The organism is Ruegeria sp. CDSC051, from assembly GCF_059610665.1.
This window is the reverse complement of the sequence record NZ_JBXWOC010000013.1, coordinates 41,709-60,231: the sequence shown is the minus strand read 5'-3', so window position 1 is coordinate 60,231 and position 18,523 is coordinate 41,709. Positions and strand designations below refer to the sequence as shown.

Annotated in this window: 16 protein-coding genes; 10 read left to right on the top strand and 6 right to left on the bottom strand. The window is 59.3% G+C overall.

Annotation, left to right across the window (positions count from 1 at the left end; genetic code table 11):
• Positions 1 to 1,079: COG4223 family protein (locus tag AC2FH0_RS20405; RefSeq protein WP_496709968.1), on the top strand; the 1,079-nt coding region annotated here is incomplete at its 5' end.
• A 10-nt stretch (positions 1,080 to 1,089) separates the two neighbouring features.
• Positions 1,090 to 2,586, top strand: coding sequence for a heme biosynthesis protein HemY (locus AC2FH0_RS20400; RefSeq protein ID WP_271950672.1), 1,497 nt, complete (start codon positions 1,090 to 1,092; stop codon positions 2,584 to 2,586).
• Here AC2FH0_RS20400 and AC2FH0_RS20395 read toward each other — a convergent pair.
• The 3 genes from AC2FH0_RS20395 to AC2FH0_RS20385 are packed head-to-tail and all read right to left on the bottom strand — an operon-like array spanning position 2,583 to position 5,675.
• Complete coding sequence (locus tag AC2FH0_RS20395; protein ID WP_496790213.1) at positions 2,583 to 3,617, bottom strand: ABC transporter substrate-binding protein; 1,035 nt, start codon at positions 3,615 to 3,617, stop codon at positions 2,583 to 2,585. The genes AC2FH0_RS20400 and AC2FH0_RS20395 overlap by 4 nt on opposite strands.
• Positions 3,614 to 5,011 carry a sensor histidine kinase gene (locus tag AC2FH0_RS20390; RefSeq protein WP_496790211.1) on the bottom strand — a complete coding sequence of 466 codons (1,398 nt, stop codon included), beginning with the start codon at positions 5,009 to 5,011 and terminating at the stop codon, positions 3,614 to 3,616. The genes AC2FH0_RS20395 and AC2FH0_RS20390 overlap by 4 nt, the downstream gene beginning before the upstream one ends.
• On the bottom strand, positions 5,004 to 5,675 hold the full coding sequence (locus AC2FH0_RS20385; protein WP_142637501.1) for a response regulator transcription factor: 672 nt from the start codon (positions 5,673 to 5,675) through the stop codon (positions 5,004 to 5,006). The genes AC2FH0_RS20390 and AC2FH0_RS20385 overlap by 8 nt, the downstream gene beginning before the upstream one ends.
• Before the next feature lie 147 nt (positions 5,676 to 5,822).
• Between AC2FH0_RS20385 and AC2FH0_RS20380 the strand changes: the two genes are divergently transcribed.
• The 5 genes from AC2FH0_RS20380 (at position 5,823) to AC2FH0_RS20360 (ending at position 10,521) form a co-directional block, all read left to right on the top strand.
• Positions 5,823 to 6,791: a Bug family tripartite tricarboxylate transporter substrate binding protein gene (locus AC2FH0_RS20380; protein WP_142637503.1), complete on the top strand. Its 969-nt coding sequence runs from the start codon at positions 5,823 to 5,825 to the stop codon at positions 6,789 to 6,791.
• 86 nt (positions 6,792 to 6,877) lie between these two features.
• Positions 6,878 to 7,309: a tripartite tricarboxylate transporter TctB family protein gene (locus AC2FH0_RS20375; RefSeq protein WP_496693124.1), complete on the top strand. Its 432-nt coding sequence runs from the start codon at positions 6,878 to 6,880 to the stop codon at positions 7,307 to 7,309.
• 10 nt (positions 7,310 to 7,319) lie between these two features.
• Positions 7,320 to 8,858 carry a tripartite tricarboxylate transporter permease gene (locus AC2FH0_RS20370; protein WP_142637508.1) on the top strand — a complete coding sequence of 513 codons (1,539 nt, stop codon included), beginning with the start codon at positions 7,320 to 7,322 and terminating at the stop codon, positions 8,856 to 8,858.
• Positions 8,859 to 9,002: 144 nt separating this feature from the next.
• Positions 9,003 to 9,455 carry an SRPBCC family protein gene (locus AC2FH0_RS20365; RefSeq protein ID WP_142637510.1) on the top strand — a complete coding sequence of 151 codons (453 nt, stop codon included), beginning with the start codon at positions 9,003 to 9,005 and terminating at the stop codon, positions 9,453 to 9,455.
• Between the two features lie 91 nt (positions 9,456 to 9,546).
• Positions 9,547 to 10,521 (top strand): hypothetical protein, encoded by a 975-nt coding sequence (locus AC2FH0_RS20360; RefSeq protein WP_496703587.1) that lies wholly within the window; start codon positions 9,547 to 9,549, stop codon positions 10,519 to 10,521.
• Between the two features lie 41 nt (positions 10,522 to 10,562).
• Here the strand turns inward: AC2FH0_RS20360 and nadC are convergent, their stop codons facing one another.
• The 3 genes from nadC to nadA are packed head-to-tail and all read right to left on the bottom strand — an operon-like array spanning position 10,563 to position 14,041.
• The gene (gene nadC, locus AC2FH0_RS20355; protein WP_496790210.1) at positions 10,563 to 11,417 is read right to left on the bottom strand and encodes a carboxylating nicotinate-nucleotide diphosphorylase; all 855 of its coding nucleotides are present in this window, start codon (positions 11,415 to 11,417) and stop codon (positions 10,563 to 10,565) included.
• Positions 11,414 to 12,982, bottom strand: a complete 1,569-nt coding sequence (locus AC2FH0_RS20350; protein WP_496790209.1) for an L-aspartate oxidase — start codon at positions 12,980 to 12,982, stop codon at positions 11,414 to 11,416. Before AC2FH0_RS20350 ends, nadC begins: the two co-directional genes overlap by 4 nt.
• 6 nt (positions 12,983 to 12,988) lie before the next feature.
• A complete protein-coding gene (nadA, locus tag AC2FH0_RS20345) occupies positions 12,989 to 14,041 on the bottom strand; it encodes a quinolinate synthase NadA (protein ID WP_496790207.1) in 1,053 nt (350 codons plus the stop codon).
• A gap of 575 nt (positions 14,042 to 14,616) precedes the next feature.
• Between nadA and AC2FH0_RS20340 the strand changes: the two genes are divergently transcribed.
• The 3 genes from AC2FH0_RS20340 (at position 14,617) to AC2FH0_RS20330 (ending at position 18,521) form a co-directional block, all read left to right on the top strand.
• The gene (locus tag AC2FH0_RS20340; protein ID WP_496790214.1) at positions 14,617 to 16,560 is read left to right on the top strand and encodes an AMP-binding protein; all 1,944 of its coding nucleotides are present in this window, start codon (positions 14,617 to 14,619) and stop codon (positions 16,558 to 16,560) included.
• Positions 16,561 to 16,638: 78 nt separating this feature from the next.
• Positions 16,639 to 17,457: an ABC transporter ATP-binding protein gene (locus tag AC2FH0_RS20335; protein ID WP_142637523.1), complete on the top strand. Its 819-nt coding sequence runs from the start codon at positions 16,639 to 16,641 to the stop codon at positions 17,455 to 17,457.
• Positions 17,458 to 17,534: 77 nt separating this feature from the next.
• Positions 17,535 to 18,521 (top strand): branched-chain amino acid ABC transporter permease, encoded by a 987-nt coding sequence (locus tag AC2FH0_RS20330; protein ID WP_142637525.1) that lies wholly within the window; start codon positions 17,535 to 17,537, stop codon positions 18,519 to 18,521.
• Positions 18,522 to 18,523 lie beyond the last annotated feature (2 nt).

The window sequence follows — 18,523 nt, the reverse complement described above, 5'->3', positions numbered from 1 at the left end:
AAGCCGAAGCCGAAGCCGAAGCCGAAGCCGAAGCCGAAGCCGAAGCCGAAGCCGAAGCCGAAGCCGAAGCCGAAGCCTCTCTTACGTCGCCTGATCAGACCGTCGCAGAACCGCCGGTCGAAAAACGCGGCGGCTTTATCCCGGCGCTGATTGGCGGTGCGATTGCTGCGGCGGCCGGGTTCGCTCTGGGTCAAAGCGGCGCGTTCTCCTCGGGTGAGTCCGACGCAATCGCCGCGCTTGAGGCGAAGCTGACCGCACAATCCGATCAGATATCAACACTGTCGAAGTCTCTGACCGACGGGTCGGACCTGACCCAGAAGATTGACGCGCTGACCAGCCAAATCGCGCCAATCACCGCTGATCTGGATGGGGTGAAGTCCAGCATATCCGATCTGACCAACAAGGTTGATCCGCTTGCCAGCCGTTTGGCCGAGTTGGAAAGTGGCGCGCTGACGCAGGGCGCTTCACCTGAAACCGGCGCGGCCATCGAGGCCGAGCTGAAAAAACTCCAGGACTCTTTGGCCGCGCAACGGGCCGAGGTGGAAAAGATGGTGTCCGACGCTCAGACGCTCGAGGCCGAGGCTGCAGCAAAATCGCTGGCGGCGACCAATGCAGCCCTTCTGTCACGGGTGCATGAACAGTTGAATACGGGTCAACCTTATGGCGACCTGATCGCCGAACTGAAGGCCGCAGGCGTAACCGTTCCCGAGGCGCTGGCAGCACCGGCAACCGAAGGTGTCGCTACGATTGCAGCACTTCAGGACAGCTTTGCGCCCGCTGCGCGCACGGCGTTGGCAGATGCGCGGGACGCGGACAAGGGCACCGGAATTGTCGCGTTTTTGCAGCGCCAGACAGGTGCACGTTCGGTTACCCCGCAAGAAGGTGACAGCCCCGATGCGGTCCTATCGCGGGCTCAAGCCGCTTTGTCGGGCGGAGATGTCTCTGCTGCCCTGGATGAGCTGAAATCCCTGCCCGATGCAGCCAAAGCTGCATTTGAAGGGTGGGAACAGGCGGCCCAGACGCGGGTTTCTGCTGTGGATTCTGCAAATGCGCTTGCCTCAAGCGCGAACTCGAACTGAGGGGCCTGCTATGCTGTGGTCACTGTTTAAGATCCTTGTTTTTGTTGCGATTGTCGGCTTGTTGGCTCTTGGCGCCGGGTTCCTTATGGAAACCAAAGGCGGGGTGCAGATCACAGCGGGTGGCACGGAATACACGCTTGGTCCGCTTCAATCGGTCATTGCGCTGGGCGTGATGATCATTGCGATCTGGCTGTTCTTCAAGCTGCTGACCCTGCTGATCGCCACGCTGAAATTCCTCAACGGGGATGAAACAGCCCTGTCGCGCTATTTCGACCGCAGCCGGGAACAGCGCGGATATCAGGCATTAACCGATGGGATCATGGCGCTTGCCTCGGGTGAGGGGCGGATCGCGATGAACAAGGCCGCCAAGGCCGAAAAGCTGCTGAACAAACCCGAGCTGACCAACCTGCTGGTGGCCCAGGCCGCCGAGATGAATGGCGATACCCAAAAGGCATCTGAAACCTATAAGAAACTGGTGACGAATAATGCCACGCGTTTTGTGGGGGTGCGCGGTATCATGAAGCAGAAGCTGGCCGAAGGCGATGATGACACCGCCCGGAAGCTGGCCGAAAAGGCATTGGCCATCAAGCCACGCCATCAGGAAACGCAAGATATCCTGCTGGGCCTGCAGACCAAGTCGCAGGATTGGGCTGGGGCGCGATCAACGCTGACCGCCAAGCTGAAATCCGGGCATTTGCCGCGCGATGTGTTCAAGCGCCGCGATGCGGTGCTCGCTTTGTCCGAGGCAAAGGGCATTCTGGACGAAAGTTCGACCGTAGAACAGCAGGAACAGGCAATCGAGGCCAACCGCCTTTCCCCTGATTTGGTGCCTGCCGCAGCGATGGCTGCCCGTGCCTATATCGAAAAAGGCAAGCCGCGTGCCGCAACGAAGATTCTGAAAAAAGCATGGGAGGCACAGCCACATCCCGATCTGGCCCATGCTTTTGCCGATATTGCACCGGATGAATCACCGGCCGAGCGCATCAAACGCTTTGCGACGTTGACCCGCATACACGCGCAGAATCCGGAAACCTGCCTGATTCTGGCCGAGTTGAACATCGTCGCCGAAGATTTCCCCGAAGCCCGCCGCGCGCTGGGGGATGTGGTCGAAAAACAGGCTGATGCCCGCGCCTACACGCTGATGGCAGCGATTGAACGCGGCGAAGGGGCCTCGGATGTGGTTGTGCAGGGCTGGCTGGCAAAGGCGCTGAACGCGCCGCGCGGGCCGCAATGGGTCTGCGATAACTGCCATGACATTCAGCCGGAATGGGGTCCGGTCTGTCAGAACTGCCACAGCTTTGACACGCTCAGCTGGCAAACGCCTCAAACTCCAGAGATCGCCTCGGCCACCGGTGTTCACATGCTGCCGCTGATCGTTGGCGCGCTTGAGGACAAGGCCGACACCGATATGGATGAGGTCGACGAGGCCGATGAGCCTGAGGTTATTGAGGCAGAGATCGAACCGGTTCGGCCTGATATCGAACCGGCCATCGACGAAAAGACCTAGCGCGCACTTTCCACGTCGAAGGCGTCGTTCCACAGCTTGAACAGCTCGGCCCGTCGGTTCTGATCTCTGGCAACCAATAGGGCCGGCGACAGGGCGATGAACCTTCGGGCGCTGGGCGTTAACCCCGTATCGGCTGTGTCCATCTGGGCGACGAGACCCGAAGTTGCCAGCAGGGTTTGCGCCTGTGGCGACAGGAGAAAATCCAAGAATTCCGTGGCGGCTTGTTTGTTCCGCGCCTGGCGCGGGATCATCAGGGCACGTGACAGGACCAGAGTATAGTCTTCTGGCAGGATCACCCCAATGCCCGGGGCCTTGGCATTGGCCACATAAGACCCCAAAACGTTATAGGCGATCAAAAAGCGCCCATTGGCCACATCGCGGATGATTTCCGCAGAACAGCAAGTGGCCACCGCGTCGATACGTGCAAAACCTTCGATCAAAGAGCCGAAAGTCGTGGCCTCAAGGCTGTCTCCATAGGCAAACAGATAACCCAGACCCGAGGCCGCGATGTCATAGGTTGCCACGCGCCCACGCAGTAGATCCGGCTGGGTTCGCATCATGTCCAGCAGGGCGAACCGGCTGCGTGGGACGTTCTGATCCTGTAACAAGGTCTTGTTGTAGACGATGACGGCGGGTTCGGTGGTGATCCCCCACAGCTCATCCCGCCAGCGTCGCGCGGCGGGCAGGGCATTGGTAAGGTCGGATTGAAACCGGTGTCCGCAGGCCGAATTCACCAGCCAAACCATCTGTTGAATCGCGGATGAGAACACGATGTCTGCAGGATTCTCACCTGATCTACAGACCGTGCGGCTGTGTTGGAACAGAGCGTTAGATCCCCATTGTTCATAAGTGACCTGCAGATTGGGGTTCAGCGCCGTGAATCGTTCGAGCACGGGGGCGATGATCGCAATGTCGGTGGTTGACCGGATCAACATCGGATCCTGACCTGCGCCGAATTCTGCGATGGCTTCTTGGGCGCGCGAAAGCGAAGGAATCAAACTCAGCGCTACAAGGGCTAGGGCTCGGATCATGTGCTGCTCTCATCTGTTCTGGCCGGGAAACTCAGCGCAGCGCGAAACCCGGTTTCATCCCGCCCCATCTCAACTCGGCCGTCAAAGGCCTCAGCGGTGGATTTCACGATGGACAGGCCCAGGCCGGTGCTGTCCTCGCCCGAACCGGTGCTGCGATTGAACCGGTCCCCCAGCTGATCAGCGATTACGGTCGCAGGCCCGGGTCCCTGATCGCGCACCCATAGAACAGCGCGCGCGCCCTCTTGCGCGGCGCCAATACGGACGGGTGGCAGACCATGACGCAGAGCGTTGCCAAGCAGGTTCTTGGCGGCTTCGCCGATCGAAAAGGCATCGCCATTCACAAGAACTGGCGTATCGCCGATTTCCAGACGCACCTCGATGGTGGGGGCCATCAATTCATGATCGCTGTGTTCCAGCACGTCCAGCGCCACTTCGCGTAGGTCAACGGGCAGCCGCGGGGCGCTGTCGATACGGTGGATCACCATGGCGCGCGACAGCAACTGATCCAGCAGCGTGCCCAGTGACCGGGTGCGCCCCAACAGCCGATCCAGCGCGCGCGTGCGGGCTGGAAGGCCGGGATCGTCCTGCGCAATCTCGGCCTGTACCCGGATTGCGGCCACGGGTGTGCGCAGCTGATGGGCGGTGTCGGCAATCAGGTTGCGCATCGTGTCCACTTGCCGGTCCAGCCGCCCCATGAACCGGTTCATTGCGCTTAGCATCACCTGCAATTCGCGTGGCAACCCGTCGCTGGCCATCGGTGTCAGGTCATAAGGATCGCGGCGGGTCAGGTCATCGGACAGCGCCTCAAGCGGGCGCAGGGCCGAGCGGGTGACAAACCACGACATGATCAGCAGCAACATCCCAGCCACCGCCATGGGCAGCAAGGCATCGCGCATCAGGCCCACGGTCATGGATTGGCGCGCGCGCAGGGTTTGGCCGACCAGAATTTCCACCTCGCCCGAGAAATCGCGCTCGGCAAACAGGCGGGTAACGCGGACGAAACGGGCGGGTTCGTCATTCAGATCAGCGGCGAAATAGAACGGCGCAGTGCCAGTCTGTGGCGGCACCTCGATCACGGTGTCCCGGTCCAGCCCGGTTATGAACGGGCCATCCGGTACCTGAACCGCATAGAAAATACGGTCATCAGGCGCCTGTGCCAACAGTTGAAAGGCCGAGACTGGAAGGTCGACAAAGGGTTGGCCATCTTGAATGCGAACGGATTCGGCAATGTCGCTGGCCGCACCCAGCAGCAGCCGGTCATAGGCCTGCCGCGCAGCAAGGCGACCATTGGCCCAGATCGACAGACCAACGAGAAACCCGCCCAGAATCAGGATCAAAACCACCGCGCTAAGAACGCGGGCCGTCAGGCTGTGGGGCAGGCGCAGCCTAGTCATTCAGACCGATCCGATACCCCACCCCACGCTGGGTGGTAATGCTGATGGCGCTGCCGGTGAATTTTTTGCGGAGCCGTGCGATATACAGCTCGATCGCGTTTTCCCCCACATCGGCGTCTTCGAACCCATATAGCGAGTTATACAGCCGGGATTTCGACAGATACTGACCTTCGTGCCGGATCAGGGCGTCCAGGACCGCCGCCTCGCGCGCGGTTAGGTTCAGGCGTTTACCGTTCAGCGTGGCGCTGCGATCCTTGGCGGCATAGATCAGCGGACCCAGCGTGATCTGTTCGCTTTTGCGATCGGCATCGCGCCGGACAAGGGCGCGCAACCGCGCCTCAAGCTCGCGCTGGTCAAAAGGCTTGCCCAAATAATCGTCGGCACCTTTGTCCAAAGCGGCGACACGATCTTCGACCGAAGTCAGTGCCGTCAGCATTAGCACTGGGGTGCGGTCGCCGCTGTCTCGGATTTTGCCCAGAAAGTTCAGGCCGGACCCGTCAGGCAGGTTTATATCCAGAAGCATCGCGTCATAGGTTTGAACTGCGCGGAAATCACCTGCGGATTCGACGGTGGTCGCCAGATCACAAACGACGCCCGACCGCGCCAGATGAGCTATTACGCCTTCGGCCAGATCTACGGCATCCTCGATCATCAATACGCGCATTGTCCCCCCGCGCCCTGCCCTGAATTTCTGTGACAGGTTCGTGACAGCATTATTCTGTAAACAGTACCAGCCCGCAAGGACAGTCCCTTGCGGGAACAGGTTTCGGTTGCAGGACGCAGCCCAAAAAGACCAGAGGAGGAGACACGAATGAAACTGTTTGGAACAAGCGGCGCGATTGCGGCTGCTGTTTTTGCCCTGTCCGGCGTGAGCGCCAGCGCACAGGAATGTATTGCCCCGGCCAACCCCGGCGGCGGTTGGGATTTCACCTGCCGTCAGGTCGGTAAATCTCTGCAGGATCTGGGTCTGATCGACCAGACCATGCAGGTTGTGAACCTGGCCGGCGGCGGTGGCGGTGTTGCCTTTGCCGAGGTCGTCAACAAGCGCGGCGAGGATAATGAGCTGATCGTAGCGGCCAGCGCAGCCACGGCGACCCGCCTGGCGCAGGGCGCCTATCCAGGCAACACCATGGATCAGGTGCGTTGGCTAGCGGCCATCGGTGCGGATTATGGCGTGATCGCCGTTGCAGCCGATAGCGCGGTTAACACGCTGCCCGACCTGTTGGATCAGATCAAATCCGATCCGACGTCTGTGTCCGTGGCGGGCGGCTCCGCCGTGGGCGGTTGGGATCACCTGAAGGTTCTGATCGCGGCCAATGCCTATGGCATCGAGGACGTAAGGTCGGTCAAATACATCGCCTTTGATGGCGGCGGCGAAGCTGTGACCCAGCTGTTGGCCGGTTCGGTTCAAGCCTTTACCGGTGACATCTCGGAAGCCAAGGGTTTTGTCGACTCGGGCGATATCAAAGTCATCGCCGTTTTGGCGCCTGAACGTCTGCCCGGCGAATTCGCCGATTTCCCGACGGCCAAGGAACAGGGCATTGATGCCATCGGCGCAAACTGGCGCGGGTTCTACGCCCCTGGCGGAATGAGCGATGAGGCCTATGGCGATTGGGTTGGTAAGATCGGTGATCTTTACGCCTCGGATGAATGGAAAGAGGTCATGGCTGCCAATGGTCTGGCCCCGCTGGACCTGCAAGGCGCAGCTTTCCAGGATTTTGTTGCGCAATCCGTGGGTCAGATCCAGACCATCTCGAAAGAGATCGGGATCATCAAATAAGACCGGCACTCACCTGAGAGCGGGGTGTCGCGCCGGGCGCGCGGCACCCCGACCAGACCCATACTTCCCTTACATAGGAGATACCCATGAGTGATCGCATATTCGGGGTCTTCGGCATTCTTCTTGCCATCGGCTTTGCCCTGTCAGCGCTGGCGATTGAAGAGAGCTTTCTGTCAGACGCGGTTGGCCCCAAGGCCTTTCCACTGATTGTCGCCGCCATCCTTGGCCTTTCCAGCGCGGTCATCGCGTTGCGCCCGGATGCCGAGCCCGAGTGGCCCGCGCTGGGCCGGCTGGTCGAAGTCGGCGCCGCTGTAGTCGTGATGATGTTCTATGCCGAGCTGTTGCCGGTTCTGGGATTTGTAATCTCTACCGCCTTTGCTGCGGCTTACCTGGCCTGGCGGCTGGGATCTGGTCCGATCGAAAGCGTAATGGTCGGAATCGGTACTTCTGTCGGTATCTACGTCATCTTCCATCTGGTTCTGGGCCTGTCACTGGCTCGCGGACCATTGGGTTTCTAAGGGGAACGTCATGGAAACTCTTGCATCCCTTGGCGATGGATTCGCTATCGCGCTAACATGGCAAAACTTGTTGCTGGCCCTGTTGGGTTGTTTTCTGGGCACGATCATGGGCGCGTTGCCCGGTCTGGGCCCGTCGAACGGCGTGGCCATTCTGATTCCTCTTGCGTTCACGCTGGGGCTGGGCGCGACGCCGTCTCTGATCCTGCTGACCAGTGTTTATTATGGGGCAATGTATGGCGGGAGAATCTCGTCGATCTTGCTGAACATCCCTGGGGACGAGCCTGCGATGATGACCTGCTTGGACGGGCATCCGATGGCCAAAAAAGGCCTTGCGGGCGAGGCGCTCTCGCTGTCCGGTATCGCCTCATTCATTGGTGCGTTTCTGGCCACATGGGGCCTGATCTTTCTGGCGCCGCAGCTGGTCAAGATCGCGCTGCTGTTTGGACCGGCTGAGTATTTCGCCCTGTTCGCGCTGGCCTTCATGACGCTGGGCGGCGTGTCCTCGACCAATCAGGCGAAATCGGCTTTTGCCGCTGCGCTGGGCCTTGGGTTGGCGACCATTGGTGTCGATACCCAGACCGGCGTACCGCGGTTCACCTTTGGTGAGGTGCACCTGTATGATGGGCTGGATTTCCTTGTCGCCATTGTCGGCCTGTTTGCCCTGTCCGAAGTGTTCATCTTTCTGGAAAACCGTCATGGCGGGTCGGATGCCGCTGGGCGCAAGTTGAATATCGGGCGGCTTTACCCGCCGATGTCAATGATCAAGCAATGCATGCCGACCATGCTGCGCACCTCATTCCTGGGCTTTCTGGCGGGGGTTCTGCCGGGGGCCGGGGCGTCTTTGGGCTCGTTTATTTCCTATTCGATGGAGAAACGGCTGGTCGACAAGGACAACACATTTGGCACCGGTGATCCGCGTGGCGTCGCCGCGCCCGAGGCCGGCAACAACGCCGCCGCCGGGGGGGCCTTGGTGCCGATGCTGGCGCTGGGCGTGCCGGGGTCAGGGACCACCGCCGTGCTGCTGGCGGTTCTGCTGGCGTTGAATATCACGCCCGGACCGCTGCTGTTTACCCAGAACCCGGATGTGGTCTGGGGCCTGATCGCTGCGCTCTTCATTGCCAACTTCATGTTGCTCGCGATGAATATCCCGATGGTGGGCCTGTTCACCCGCGTCCTGATGGTGCCTTCGCGTATCCTGATGCCCGTCGTGGCGATGGTCAGCTTTGTGGGTATTTACGGCATCTCGGGGTCCAGCTTTGATCTACTGGTGATGATTGGGTTCGGTGTCATGGGCTGGGTTCTGCGCAAGCTGGACGTGCCGCTGGTGCCGATCATTCTGGGCACGCTGCTGGGCAACTCGATGGAGAATAACTTGCGCCGCGCAGTCACCATCGACAATGGCAACTGGTGGACGCTGGTTGACAGCCCGCTGGCCATCGGCTTGTGGTCCATTGCCCTGATCGGATTTGTTCTGCCTCTGATCGTAGGCGCGCGTGTCAAAGCCAAGATGCATCAGCGCCGCGACGAAGAGGGCGCGATCAGCGACTGACCGCATTGGGCTTCACCGCAAACCGGTGGCGCCCGATTAGGTAAGGTTTGGGGTCGCGTATCCTGATCTGAAACAAAAAATTGAAACATTTGGCAAAAACCGCGTTATTGATAGGCACAAAGCTGTTGTGCGAAGGATGCCAGAATGGAACTCAGTGACGAAATCCGCATCGCTGCCCCGCGGGACGTGGTGTATGAGGCGCTGAACAACCCCGATATCCTGCAGGAATGTATCCCCGGCTGCGAAGAGCTGACCCAATCTTCGCCGCAAGACCTTGAGGCAAAGGTGGTTCTGAAAATCGGCCCGGTGAAAGCGCGGTTCGCGGGTCAGGTCACGCTGGATAAATCCAAGGCACCGGACGGATTTTCGCTGCAGGGCGAGGGCAAAGGCGGGGCTGCCGGGTTTGCCAAGGGCGGTGCCGATGTGACCCTGACCGAAGACGGGTCCGAGACGGTTCTTGCCTATACTGCTAAGGTGGATGTCGGCGGCAAGATCGCCCAGCTTGGCAGCCGTTTGATTGCCGGGACTGCCAAGAAACTGTCGGGGAAATTCTTTACCCGGCTCGGAGAGATCGTCTCAGAACAATCCGGCAGCTAGCCAGTTTCGCGCATTTCAGTTGACGGCGACCTCATTCGGCGCAATCACAAGAAAAACTGGCGGGCCAAACCCGAAGCAGGAGGCCAGAGTGATGGATTACGCGCAGCTGGAACGTCTTGAGAAGCGGGTTTCACTCAAGCCCAATGACCGACAGGCCATCCGGCAGCTTGTGACGATGCTGGAATATTCCAACCTGCCGAAACAGCATCTGGGCGCCTACAGTAAAGCGCAGCTTGAGGTGACGGGCGGGTTGAAAAAGGGCTGGCAGGCAGCCCTGGTCGACACCGGACGGCAGACCGCCGCCTATTCCGGTTGGATGAAAGCCCTGGACACACAGAATATCCAGTTGGCCGTGCCCATCGCCCAGATCTATGTGGGTCAAACCATCACCATCAATGGCGAGCATGGGAATTGCGGCCAACGCCTGAATTTCTTTGAAGAAACCAAGGTGATTTGTGGCCTGTGCCACGAGTGCTACAAGGTGCAGATCCTGCCTGAGAACCTTGAGGGGATGTTTCAGGTCTATTTCTTGCTGCTCAACCTGCAGCTGCCCAGGGACAATGCCAGAAAAAGCATGATCGAGCTGCGCGAAGCGGTCAAGTTTCCCTATAAGGCGTATATCTATTGTGAGTCGATCGCAGAGGCGAAAGAGTGTCTTGCGATTTTCCGTGCCGCACAGGCGGAATTTGAGATCACCGGGGTTCACTCAAAAATATCCCACGGATGTTCTGAATACAGTATGGAATACCCCGCGTTTAAGTATTCCGAGGGTGCGGGGGACGACTTTGAAACACCATCCGATTGGAGCGGGATCGAAGAGGCGTATTTCACGGACATTCCGATGCCTGCCCCGGAAAGACCAAGCAATTCCAAACCGATCCTCAGCTTGCGGGACGTTTTTGCCTTTCGCACATGGGTCAGGTTCGCTGAGCTGATCGGTGATAAATCCTGCGAAAAATATGGAACACGTCTCGGCCCGGAGCTGCCTCAACCCTTCGTCAAGCGTGTACAGGGGCAGGCGCGGGACCGGCACAGGGAAATGGTGGAGCTTTGCGCACAGGGTTAGCAGCTGTAGCCCATGTGTCAGTGCTGACGCGCGACCGTGGTCTAGACCGGAAAGTCCAATCCCAAATCCACGGTGCGCGCCGAATGGGTCAATGCACCTGAAGAGATATAGTCAACACCCGTTGCCGCGATTGAGGCGATGCGTTCCAGTTTCACATTGCCTGAGGCTTCGGTCTTGAGCCTGCCATGCACCATCGCCACCGCCTCGCGCAGCATGTCATTGTCCATATTGTCCAACAGGACGACCGAGGCGCCTCCGACCTCAAGCACTTGGGCCAGTTGGTCCAGGCGGTCCACCTCAATCTCGACGGCCATCATGTGGCTGGCATGTGCCTTGGTGGCCTCCAGCACCTGACGCACCCCGCCAGCGGCTGCGATGTGGTTGTCCTTGATCAGGATCGCATCTGACAGAGAGTAACGGTGGTTGAAGCCGCCGCCATGCAGCACGGCCAGTTTTTCAACCAGACGCATTCCAGGGGTTGTTTTGCGGGTGCAGGTGACGCGGGCATTTGTGCCTTTAGTTTCAGCCACGAAGCCGGCGGTCTTTGTGGCGATCCCGGTCAGGCGACCGGCAAAGTTCAGGGCCACCCGTTCGCCCGACAGGATTGAGGCGGCCGATCCCTTGATGGTCATCAGCGTATCGCCTGCCATACAGGGTTGGCCATCGGCAATATGCGTGGTGATGTCCAATGAGGGGTCGATCAGGCGAAACGCCAGCGCCGCGACTTGCATGCCGGACACGACCGCATCCTCGCGCGCGTTCAGGCAGGCATCATAGGTGGTATCCGCCGGGATCACCGCGCGGGTGGTGACGTCGCCATAGCTGCCAAGATCTTCCATCAGGGCAATGCGGATCATCGGTTCAAGGACAAGATCGGGAACGGTAGAGAAGCTCATGATTGCTCCTTGCAGGCCTGCGCGCGGATGGCGAGTGCTTGGGAAAAGTACATTTCGGACCTTTTGCCGGGTCCGGCCGAGGGGTCGGGAAAATCGGATCGTTCATGCGCGCCGCGGCTTTCTTTGCGTGCCAAAGCGCCCGCGGCGATCAAAGTGGCGGTGGCACACATGTTCAGGAAAGACGGGTTGTCGCTGTTTGCCGCCTCGAGCCGCGCGATGGTGCCAAGCGCTTTGGTCAGGCCCTTGCGATCACGGATAACGCCAACATTGCGAGTCATGGTCTGGCGCAGCTCGGCCACGGCGGCGGGGTCTGACGGAGTGCTGCCGTCCTGAAAGTTGATTTCCAGCGGCGGCGTCGCGCTAGGTGTTGGCAGGGTCCGGGCGATGCCTTCCGCGCAGATGCGGGCGTAGACCAGCGCCTCAAGTAGACCGTTCGAGGCCAGACGGTTGGCGCCGTGCAACCCGGTCGAGGATGCCTCACCGCAGACCCATAAGCCGTCGATACTGGCGCATCCGCTGGTGTCGGTTGCGATGCCACCCATGTGGTAATGCGCTGCGGGGGCGACGGGGATGGGCTCCTGCGCTGGGTCGATCCCATTGCGGGCGCAATATTCCGCGACCGAGGGGAACTGAGCCTTGATCGCCTCGCCCAGAACCTCGCGCGTGTCCAGCATGGGACGGTTGCCCGCCTGAACCTGCGCATAGATGGCGCGGGCGACGACGTCGCGCGGGGCAAGCTCGGCATCCGGGTGGATGGCCTGCATGAACCGCGCGCCATGACGGTTGACGAGAATGGCGCCTTCACCGCGCAGCGCTTCGGTTGCCAGCGGCGCAGGGTCTTCGCCGACATCCATGGCGGTGGGGTGAAACTGCACAAATTCGGCATCCGCAATCAGCGCCCCCGCGCGCGCAGCCATACCGATGACCTGCCCACGGATACGCGGCGGGTTGGTGGTCAGCGCATAGAGCCCACCGGACCCGCCCCCGGCCAGCAACACGGCAGCCCCGCGCAGCATCACTGGGGCTGACCCGCCCTTATCCGCACGCTGAATGCTGACGCCGGTAACACGCCCATCCTCGACGTCCAGCCCAAGGGCCATGGTGCCCTCCAGCACCTGGATCGAGGGTGTTTCCCGGACCTGCTCGATCAGGGCGGCCATGATCTGTGCGCCCGCCTGATCGCCCTTGACCCGGACGACGCGGGCAAAGCTGTGCGCGGCCTCGCGCGACAGCACGTAATCGCCGCCCGCGGTCCGGTCGAAAGGCGTGCCCAGCGTGGTCAGGTCCAGAATATAGTCGCGTGCCTGACGCGTCACCAATTCGGCAACCTGCGGATCCACGGTGCCCGCACCGGCATTTACAGTGTCGTCCGCATGGCTTTCCGGGCTGTCATGGGCGTCCATCGCCGCAGCCACCCCGCCTTGCGCCCAGGCGGAACTTGCACCTTCACCCAACGCCTCAGGAGAGATCATCACCACCGGATGCGGCGCCAGCTTCAGCGCAGCATAGAGCGCGCCCAGCCCGGCGCCCACGATGATAACGCGGTCGGTGGTGAGGGTTTCCATCTCGGATCAGAGACCCAGCTTTCGCGACAGGTCGATCATCGCCTGCACCGAATGGCGCGCTTTTTCTGCGATCTTGGCGTCAACCTCGACCTGACCTTCCATCGTGTGCAGCACATAGAGGATCTTTTGCAGCGTGATCTTCTTCATGTAGGGGCACATGTTACAGGGGCCGACAAAGTCGACCTCGGGCAGTTCATCGGCGATGTTCGAGGCCATCGAGCATTCGGTGATCAGCATCGCCTTTTCGGGCTTCTCGGTGCTGACATATTTGATGATCCCGCTGGTCGAGCCAGAGAAATCGGCCTCGGCCACCACTTCGGGCGGGCATTCCGGGTGGGCAATCAACCGCGTGCCCGGATTCCATTTGCGAAAATCGCGCAGGTCCTGCGCTGTGTATTGTTCATGCACGATGCACGAGCCCGGCCAGTACACGATGTTCTTGCGGCTTTCATTTGCCACGTTCTGCGCCAGATACTGGTCCGGCGTCATGATGACGGTGTCGGATTCCATCGCATCGACGATCTGAACGGCATTGGACGATGTGCAGCAGATATCGGATGCCGCCTTCACCTCGGCGGTGGTGTTCACATAAGAGACGACCGGCGCGCCGGGATATTTGGCGCGCATCTCGTCAATCCCCTCGGCGGTGATGCTTTCGGCCAGCGAACAACCCGCGGCCATGTCTGGCATCAGCACGGTTTTCTGGGGGCTCAGGATTTTCGAGGTTTCGGCCATGAAATGCACGCCCGCCTGTACGATCACGTCGGCTTCGACGTCGCTGGCCTTCATCGCCAGTTGCAGACTGTCACCCACAAAATCCGACACGCCATGGAAAATTTCAGGCGTCATGTAGTTATGGCCCAGAATGACCGCGTTCCGCTCTTTTTTAAGCGCATTGATCGCCTTGATATAGGGCGCATAGATCGCGAAATCCGGTGGCGCCACCACCCGGTCCATCCGTGCATAGATATCCTGCATATCCGCGACCAATCCGGTCGAAGGTGTCAGGTCATAATGCTGAGAAAGCACATTCGTGATGCTCTGGTGAGTGACATTCATCTCGGCAGTCCTGCCTTGCGTATTGGGGTGGGAAAGGGGTCGGAATTCGTGCTGCACGACCGTCCAAGAAAACGGTTGATTTCAAAGACGCACGCCTCTGATCGCACAATTCGAACGGTTTTGGTCATGCGATCTGGATCATTCCGCATAACCGATGCCTTCGGTTGATACACATGCATAGCAAATGGGCATGAAAAACCGCTCTGAATATCCTACTCAGTTGCGGGATGCATACGGTGAATTCCAGGCGCGGTAAACATACAAAACCCCAAGCCAATACCGGTATACGTGGATGAATGCGCTTACCTGCTGCAAATTTGCAGTTCGCGGAACAGTTTGTGGTCATCTCGGGTCGGGTCTCTGACGAGGTGTATGACCCGGGCGGCACGGCCCAACTTGTTACATTTCGTAAGAATTGAGAAAACATCAGGCAAAACTTGACGCTGATCGTGTCGACGTCCCTTAATCGGGGCATTGGCGTCCGGGCCAGACCCGGACCCGCCATTTCCGGCCCGGGGAGGGGCCGGGTGGGGAGGAGAAAAAGATTGACTCAGACGCAGTCAGGCGCTGAAGGGATGCAGTCTCTTCCGGCGCTGCTACACCGCAATGTGGTTCAGTTCGGGGATGCCCCGGCCTATCGCGAAAAGGAATTCGGGATCTGGCAATGCTGGACCTGGGCCGAGGCGGCCAAGGAAATCCGCGCCATTGCGCTGGGGTTTCTTGAGATTGGCGTTGAGAAGGGCGACCATATCGCCGTCATAGGCCGGAACCGCCCGGCGCATTACTGGTCGATGGTTGCGGCCCAAATGGTGGGTGCGATTCCGGTGCCGCTCTATCAGGACGCGGTCGCCGAAGAGATGACATATGTGATGGAACATTGCGGTGCGAAATATGTCGTCTGCGGTGACCAGGAACAGGTCGATAAGGTCATCGAGATTCAGGAAAAAGTTCACCAGATCAAACACATCCTCTACACTGACAAGCGTGGGATGCGGAAATATGATCATTCCCAGATGAACGCGCTGGACGACATCAAGGCCGAAGGCAGCGCAGGTCATGCGCGCTTTGATGCCGAGCTGGACGCGCGTATCGCTGCGATCACCTATGACGACACTTGTGTGATGCTGTATACCTCGGGCACCACCGGCAAGCCGAAAGGCGTGGTGCTGTCGAATCGCAATGTGATCGAAAGCGCCAGAAACTCATCCGATTTTGATCACCTGACCCGGAAGGAGGACATCCTGTCCTATCTGCCAATGGCTTGGGTAGGTGATTTCATCTTTTCCATCGGTCAGGCCTATTGGTGCGGGTTCTGTGTGAATTGCCCCGAAAGCGCTGACACGATGATAACCGACCTGCGCGAGATCGGTCCGACCTATTTCTTTGCCCCGCCGCGGGTATTTGAAACGCAGCTGACCAATGTCATGATCCGGATGGAAGATGCGGGCAAGCTGAAGCAGCGTATGTTCCACCATTTTATGGCCCATGCCAAAAAGGTGGGTGGGTTACTGCTGGATGGCAAAGCGGTCGGGTTTGGTGATCGGATCAAATACGCGCTGGGCAATCTGCTGGTCTATGGGCCGCTGAAGGATACGCTGGGGTATGGCCGGTTCCGGGTCGGTTATACGGCAGGCGAGGCGATCGGGCCTGAGATTTTCGATTTCTACCGCTCGCTGGGGATTAACCTGAAGCAGCTTTATGGGCAGACCGAGGCGACGGTCTTCATCACCGTGCAGCCCGATGGCGAGGTGCGCGCCGATACGGTTGGTGTGCCCGCGCCAGATGTCGAGCTGAAGATCGCCGAAACGGGCGAGATCTACTATCGCTCGCCAGGTGTGTTTGTCGAATATTACAACAACCCGGACTCGACCGCCTCGACCAAGGATGCCGAGGGTTGGGTGGCCACGGGTGATGCCGGGTTCATTGAGGAAAGCAGCGGTCATCTGCGGATCATTGATCGGGCCAAGGACGTCGGAAAAATGGTCGATGGCTCGATGTTTGCGCCGAAATATGTTGAGAACAAGCTGAAGTTCTATCCCGATATTCTTGAGGTCGTGCTGTTCGGGAATGGCAAGGATCGCTGCGTGGCGTTCATCAATATCGACCTTACCGCCGTGGGGAATTGGGCCGAGCGCAACAACGTCGCCTATGGGTCCTATCAGGAACTGACGGCACATCCGCAAGTGTTAGAGACAATCAAGTCCCATGTAGAAGCGGTCAACAAATCGGTCGCCGCCGATGAAATGCTGTCGGGCTGTCAGGTGCATCGCTTTGTGGTGCTGCACAAGGAACTGGATGCGGATGACGGCGAGATGACCCGAACCCGCAAAGTGCGCCGGGGCTTTGTCGAAGAGAAATTCCACGACATCATCACCGCCCTTTACGACGGGTCTTCAAGCGTTTCGACCACGACCGAGGTGACCTATGAGGACGGCCGCAAGGGTTCGATCAGTGCCACACTTGAGATCGTGGATGCGCCGGTTGTAACGGTCGCGCAACACAAGGTAGCGGCGGAATGAAGTCCGGTCCTGCGTCGCTCGACCTATGGTCATCGCCCGCCCGCCATTCCGTGTATTGCGTAAGTCAAGGAGGGGCTGATGTTGGATAGTTCCGAAGGATATGTCACCGAAGACGGCCGCAAGATCGGCGGCGTCGTGATGGAGATGAAGAACATCACTCTGCGCTTTGGCGGTGTGGTGGCGATCAAGGATATCTCGTTCGACATCCGTGAGGGTGAGATCCGCGCCATTATCGGTCCGAACGGGGCGGGTAAGTCCTCGATGCTGAACGTAATCTCGGGGTTCTATGTCCCGCAAGAGGGCGAGGTCTGGTTTCACGGGGCCAAGCGCCCTCCAATGCGGCCCTATGAGGTCGCGCGGCAGGGGATTGCACGAACATTCCAGAACATCGCCCTGTTCGAAGGGATGAGCGTTTTGGACAACGTCATGACCGGGCGCCTGAACTATATGAAGACCAATATCCTGCAGCAGGCTTGGTGGAAGGGTAAGGCCGAGGCCGAAGAGACCGAAAACCGCGAGGCGGTTGAACGGATCATCGACTTTCTCGAAATCCAGCATATCCGCAAGACGCCCGTTTCACGCCTGCCCTACGGCTTGAAAAAGCGGGTCGAACTGGCCCGGGCGCTGGCCGCTGAACCCAAGCTGTTACTGCTGGATGAGCCGATGGCCGGGATGAATGTTGAAGAGAAAGAGGACATGAGCCGCTTTATCCTCGACGTGAATGATGAATTCGGCACCACAATCGCCCTGATCGAACATGACATGGGCGTGGTGATGGATCTGAGCGATCGGGTGGTCGTGATGGATTACGGCAAGAAGATCGGCGACGGCACGCCTGATGAGGTGCGCAACAATCAGGAAGTCATCGATGCCTATCTGGGGGTGAGCCATGACTGATATACGGAACGGGCTGAGAAAATTCGACGAATTTTCCGGGATGACGCGCCAGATGAAATCTGTTCGGAGGACATAGGATGCCTGAACAACTCGTATTTGCGATGGAAGTCATCCTCAACGGTCTTATGGCCGGGGTGCTCTATGCGCTGGTCGCGCTGGGCTTTGTGCTGATCTACAAGGCGTCAGGGATTTTCAATTATGCGCAAGGGGTTATGGCCCTGTTTGCCGCGATGACTCTGGTCGGGATCATGAACGGGCAGGTGCCGTTTGCACATCTGATCAATGCGACTTTCGGGACGCATATCCATTACTTTGGCTGGAGTGTCCCTGCGCTGCTGGCGATTATTCTGACTATGGCGGTGATGGTTCTGCTGGCTTGGGCGGTGCAGCGGTTCGTGATGCGCCACCTGGTTGGCCAAGAGCCGATCATCCTGTTCATGGCCACCATCGGGCTGGCCTATTTCCTTGAGGGCGTGGCCGACTTGATGTGGGGGTCCGAGATCAAGACACTGGATGTAGGCCTGCCGCAGGGCATCAACCTCTGGCTCGATGAAGCGACCTTTAACGTCTTCGGCTATGGGTTCTTCATCGACAATCTGGACATTGTGGCAACGGTAATTGCGGCGCTGCTGGTGGCGGCGCTGGTTGTGTTCAGCCAATATACCAAGCAGGGCCGGGCGATGCGCGCTGTGGCGGATGACCATCAGGCGGCGCTGTCGGTGGGGATTTCGTTGAACTTCATCTGGATCATGGTCTGGTCTGTGGCCGGGTTTGTAGCGCTGGTCGCGGGCATCATGTGGGGCACCAAGTCTGGCGTGCAGTTCTCACTGTCGCTGATCGCGCTCAAAGCGTTGCCGGTGCTGATGCTGGGCGGATTTACCTCGATCCCAGGAGCCATCGTCGGAGGGTTGATCATCGGTGTGGGTGAGAAACTGTTCGAGTTCGCCATTGGCCCGATGGTTGGCGGTGCGACCGAGAACTGGTTTGCCTACGTGCTTGCGCTGATCTTCCTTGTGTTCCGGCCGCAGGGCCTGTTCGGCGAGAAGATCATCGAAAGGGTGTAGTC

Coding starts and splice junctions, on each gene's coding strand:
- AC2FH0_RS20400 (WP_271950672.1), top strand. CDS start 1,090: ATGCTGTGGTCACTGTTTAAGATCCTTGTTTTTGTTGCGATTGTCGGC.
- AC2FH0_RS20395 (WP_496790213.1), bottom strand. CDS start 3,617: ATGATCCGAGCCCTAGCCCTTGTAGCGCTGAGTTTGATTCCTTCGCTT.
- AC2FH0_RS20390 (WP_496790211.1), bottom strand. CDS start 5,011: ATGACTAGGCTGCGCCTGCCCCACAGCCTGACGGCCCGCGTTCTTAGC.
- AC2FH0_RS20385 (WP_142637501.1), bottom strand. CDS start 5,675: ATGCGCGTATTGATGATCGAGGATGCCGTAGATCTGGCCGAAGGCGTA.
- AC2FH0_RS20380 (WP_142637503.1), top strand. CDS start 5,823: ATGAAACTGTTTGGAACAAGCGGCGCGATTGCGGCTGCTGTTTTTGCC.
- AC2FH0_RS20375 (WP_496693124.1), top strand. CDS start 6,878: ATGAGTGATCGCATATTCGGGGTCTTCGGCATTCTTCTTGCCATCGGC.
- AC2FH0_RS20370 (WP_142637508.1), top strand. CDS start 7,320: ATGGAAACTCTTGCATCCCTTGGCGATGGATTCGCTATCGCGCTAACA.
- AC2FH0_RS20365 (WP_142637510.1), top strand. CDS start 9,003: ATGGAACTCAGTGACGAAATCCGCATCGCTGCCCCGCGGGACGTGGTG.
- AC2FH0_RS20360 (WP_496703587.1), top strand. CDS start 9,547: ATGGATTACGCGCAGCTGGAACGTCTTGAGAAGCGGGTTTCACTCAAG.
- nadC (WP_496790210.1), bottom strand. CDS start 11,417: ATGAGCTTCTCTACCGTTCCCGATCTTGTCCTTGAACCGATGATCCGC.
- AC2FH0_RS20350 (WP_496790209.1), bottom strand. CDS start 12,982: ATGGAAACCCTCACCACCGACCGCGTTATCATCGTGGGCGCCGGGCTG.
- nadA (WP_496790207.1), bottom strand. CDS start 14,041: ATGAATGTCACTCACCAGAGCATCACGAATGTGCTTTCTCAGCATTAT.
- AC2FH0_RS20340 (WP_496790214.1), top strand. CDS start 14,617: ATGCAGTCTCTTCCGGCGCTGCTACACCGCAATGTGGTTCAGTTCGGG.
- AC2FH0_RS20335 (WP_142637523.1), top strand. CDS start 16,639: ATGTTGGATAGTTCCGAAGGATATGTCACCGAAGACGGCCGCAAGATC.
- AC2FH0_RS20330 (WP_142637525.1), top strand. CDS start 17,535: ATGCCTGAACAACTCGTATTTGCGATGGAAGTCATCCTCAACGGTCTT.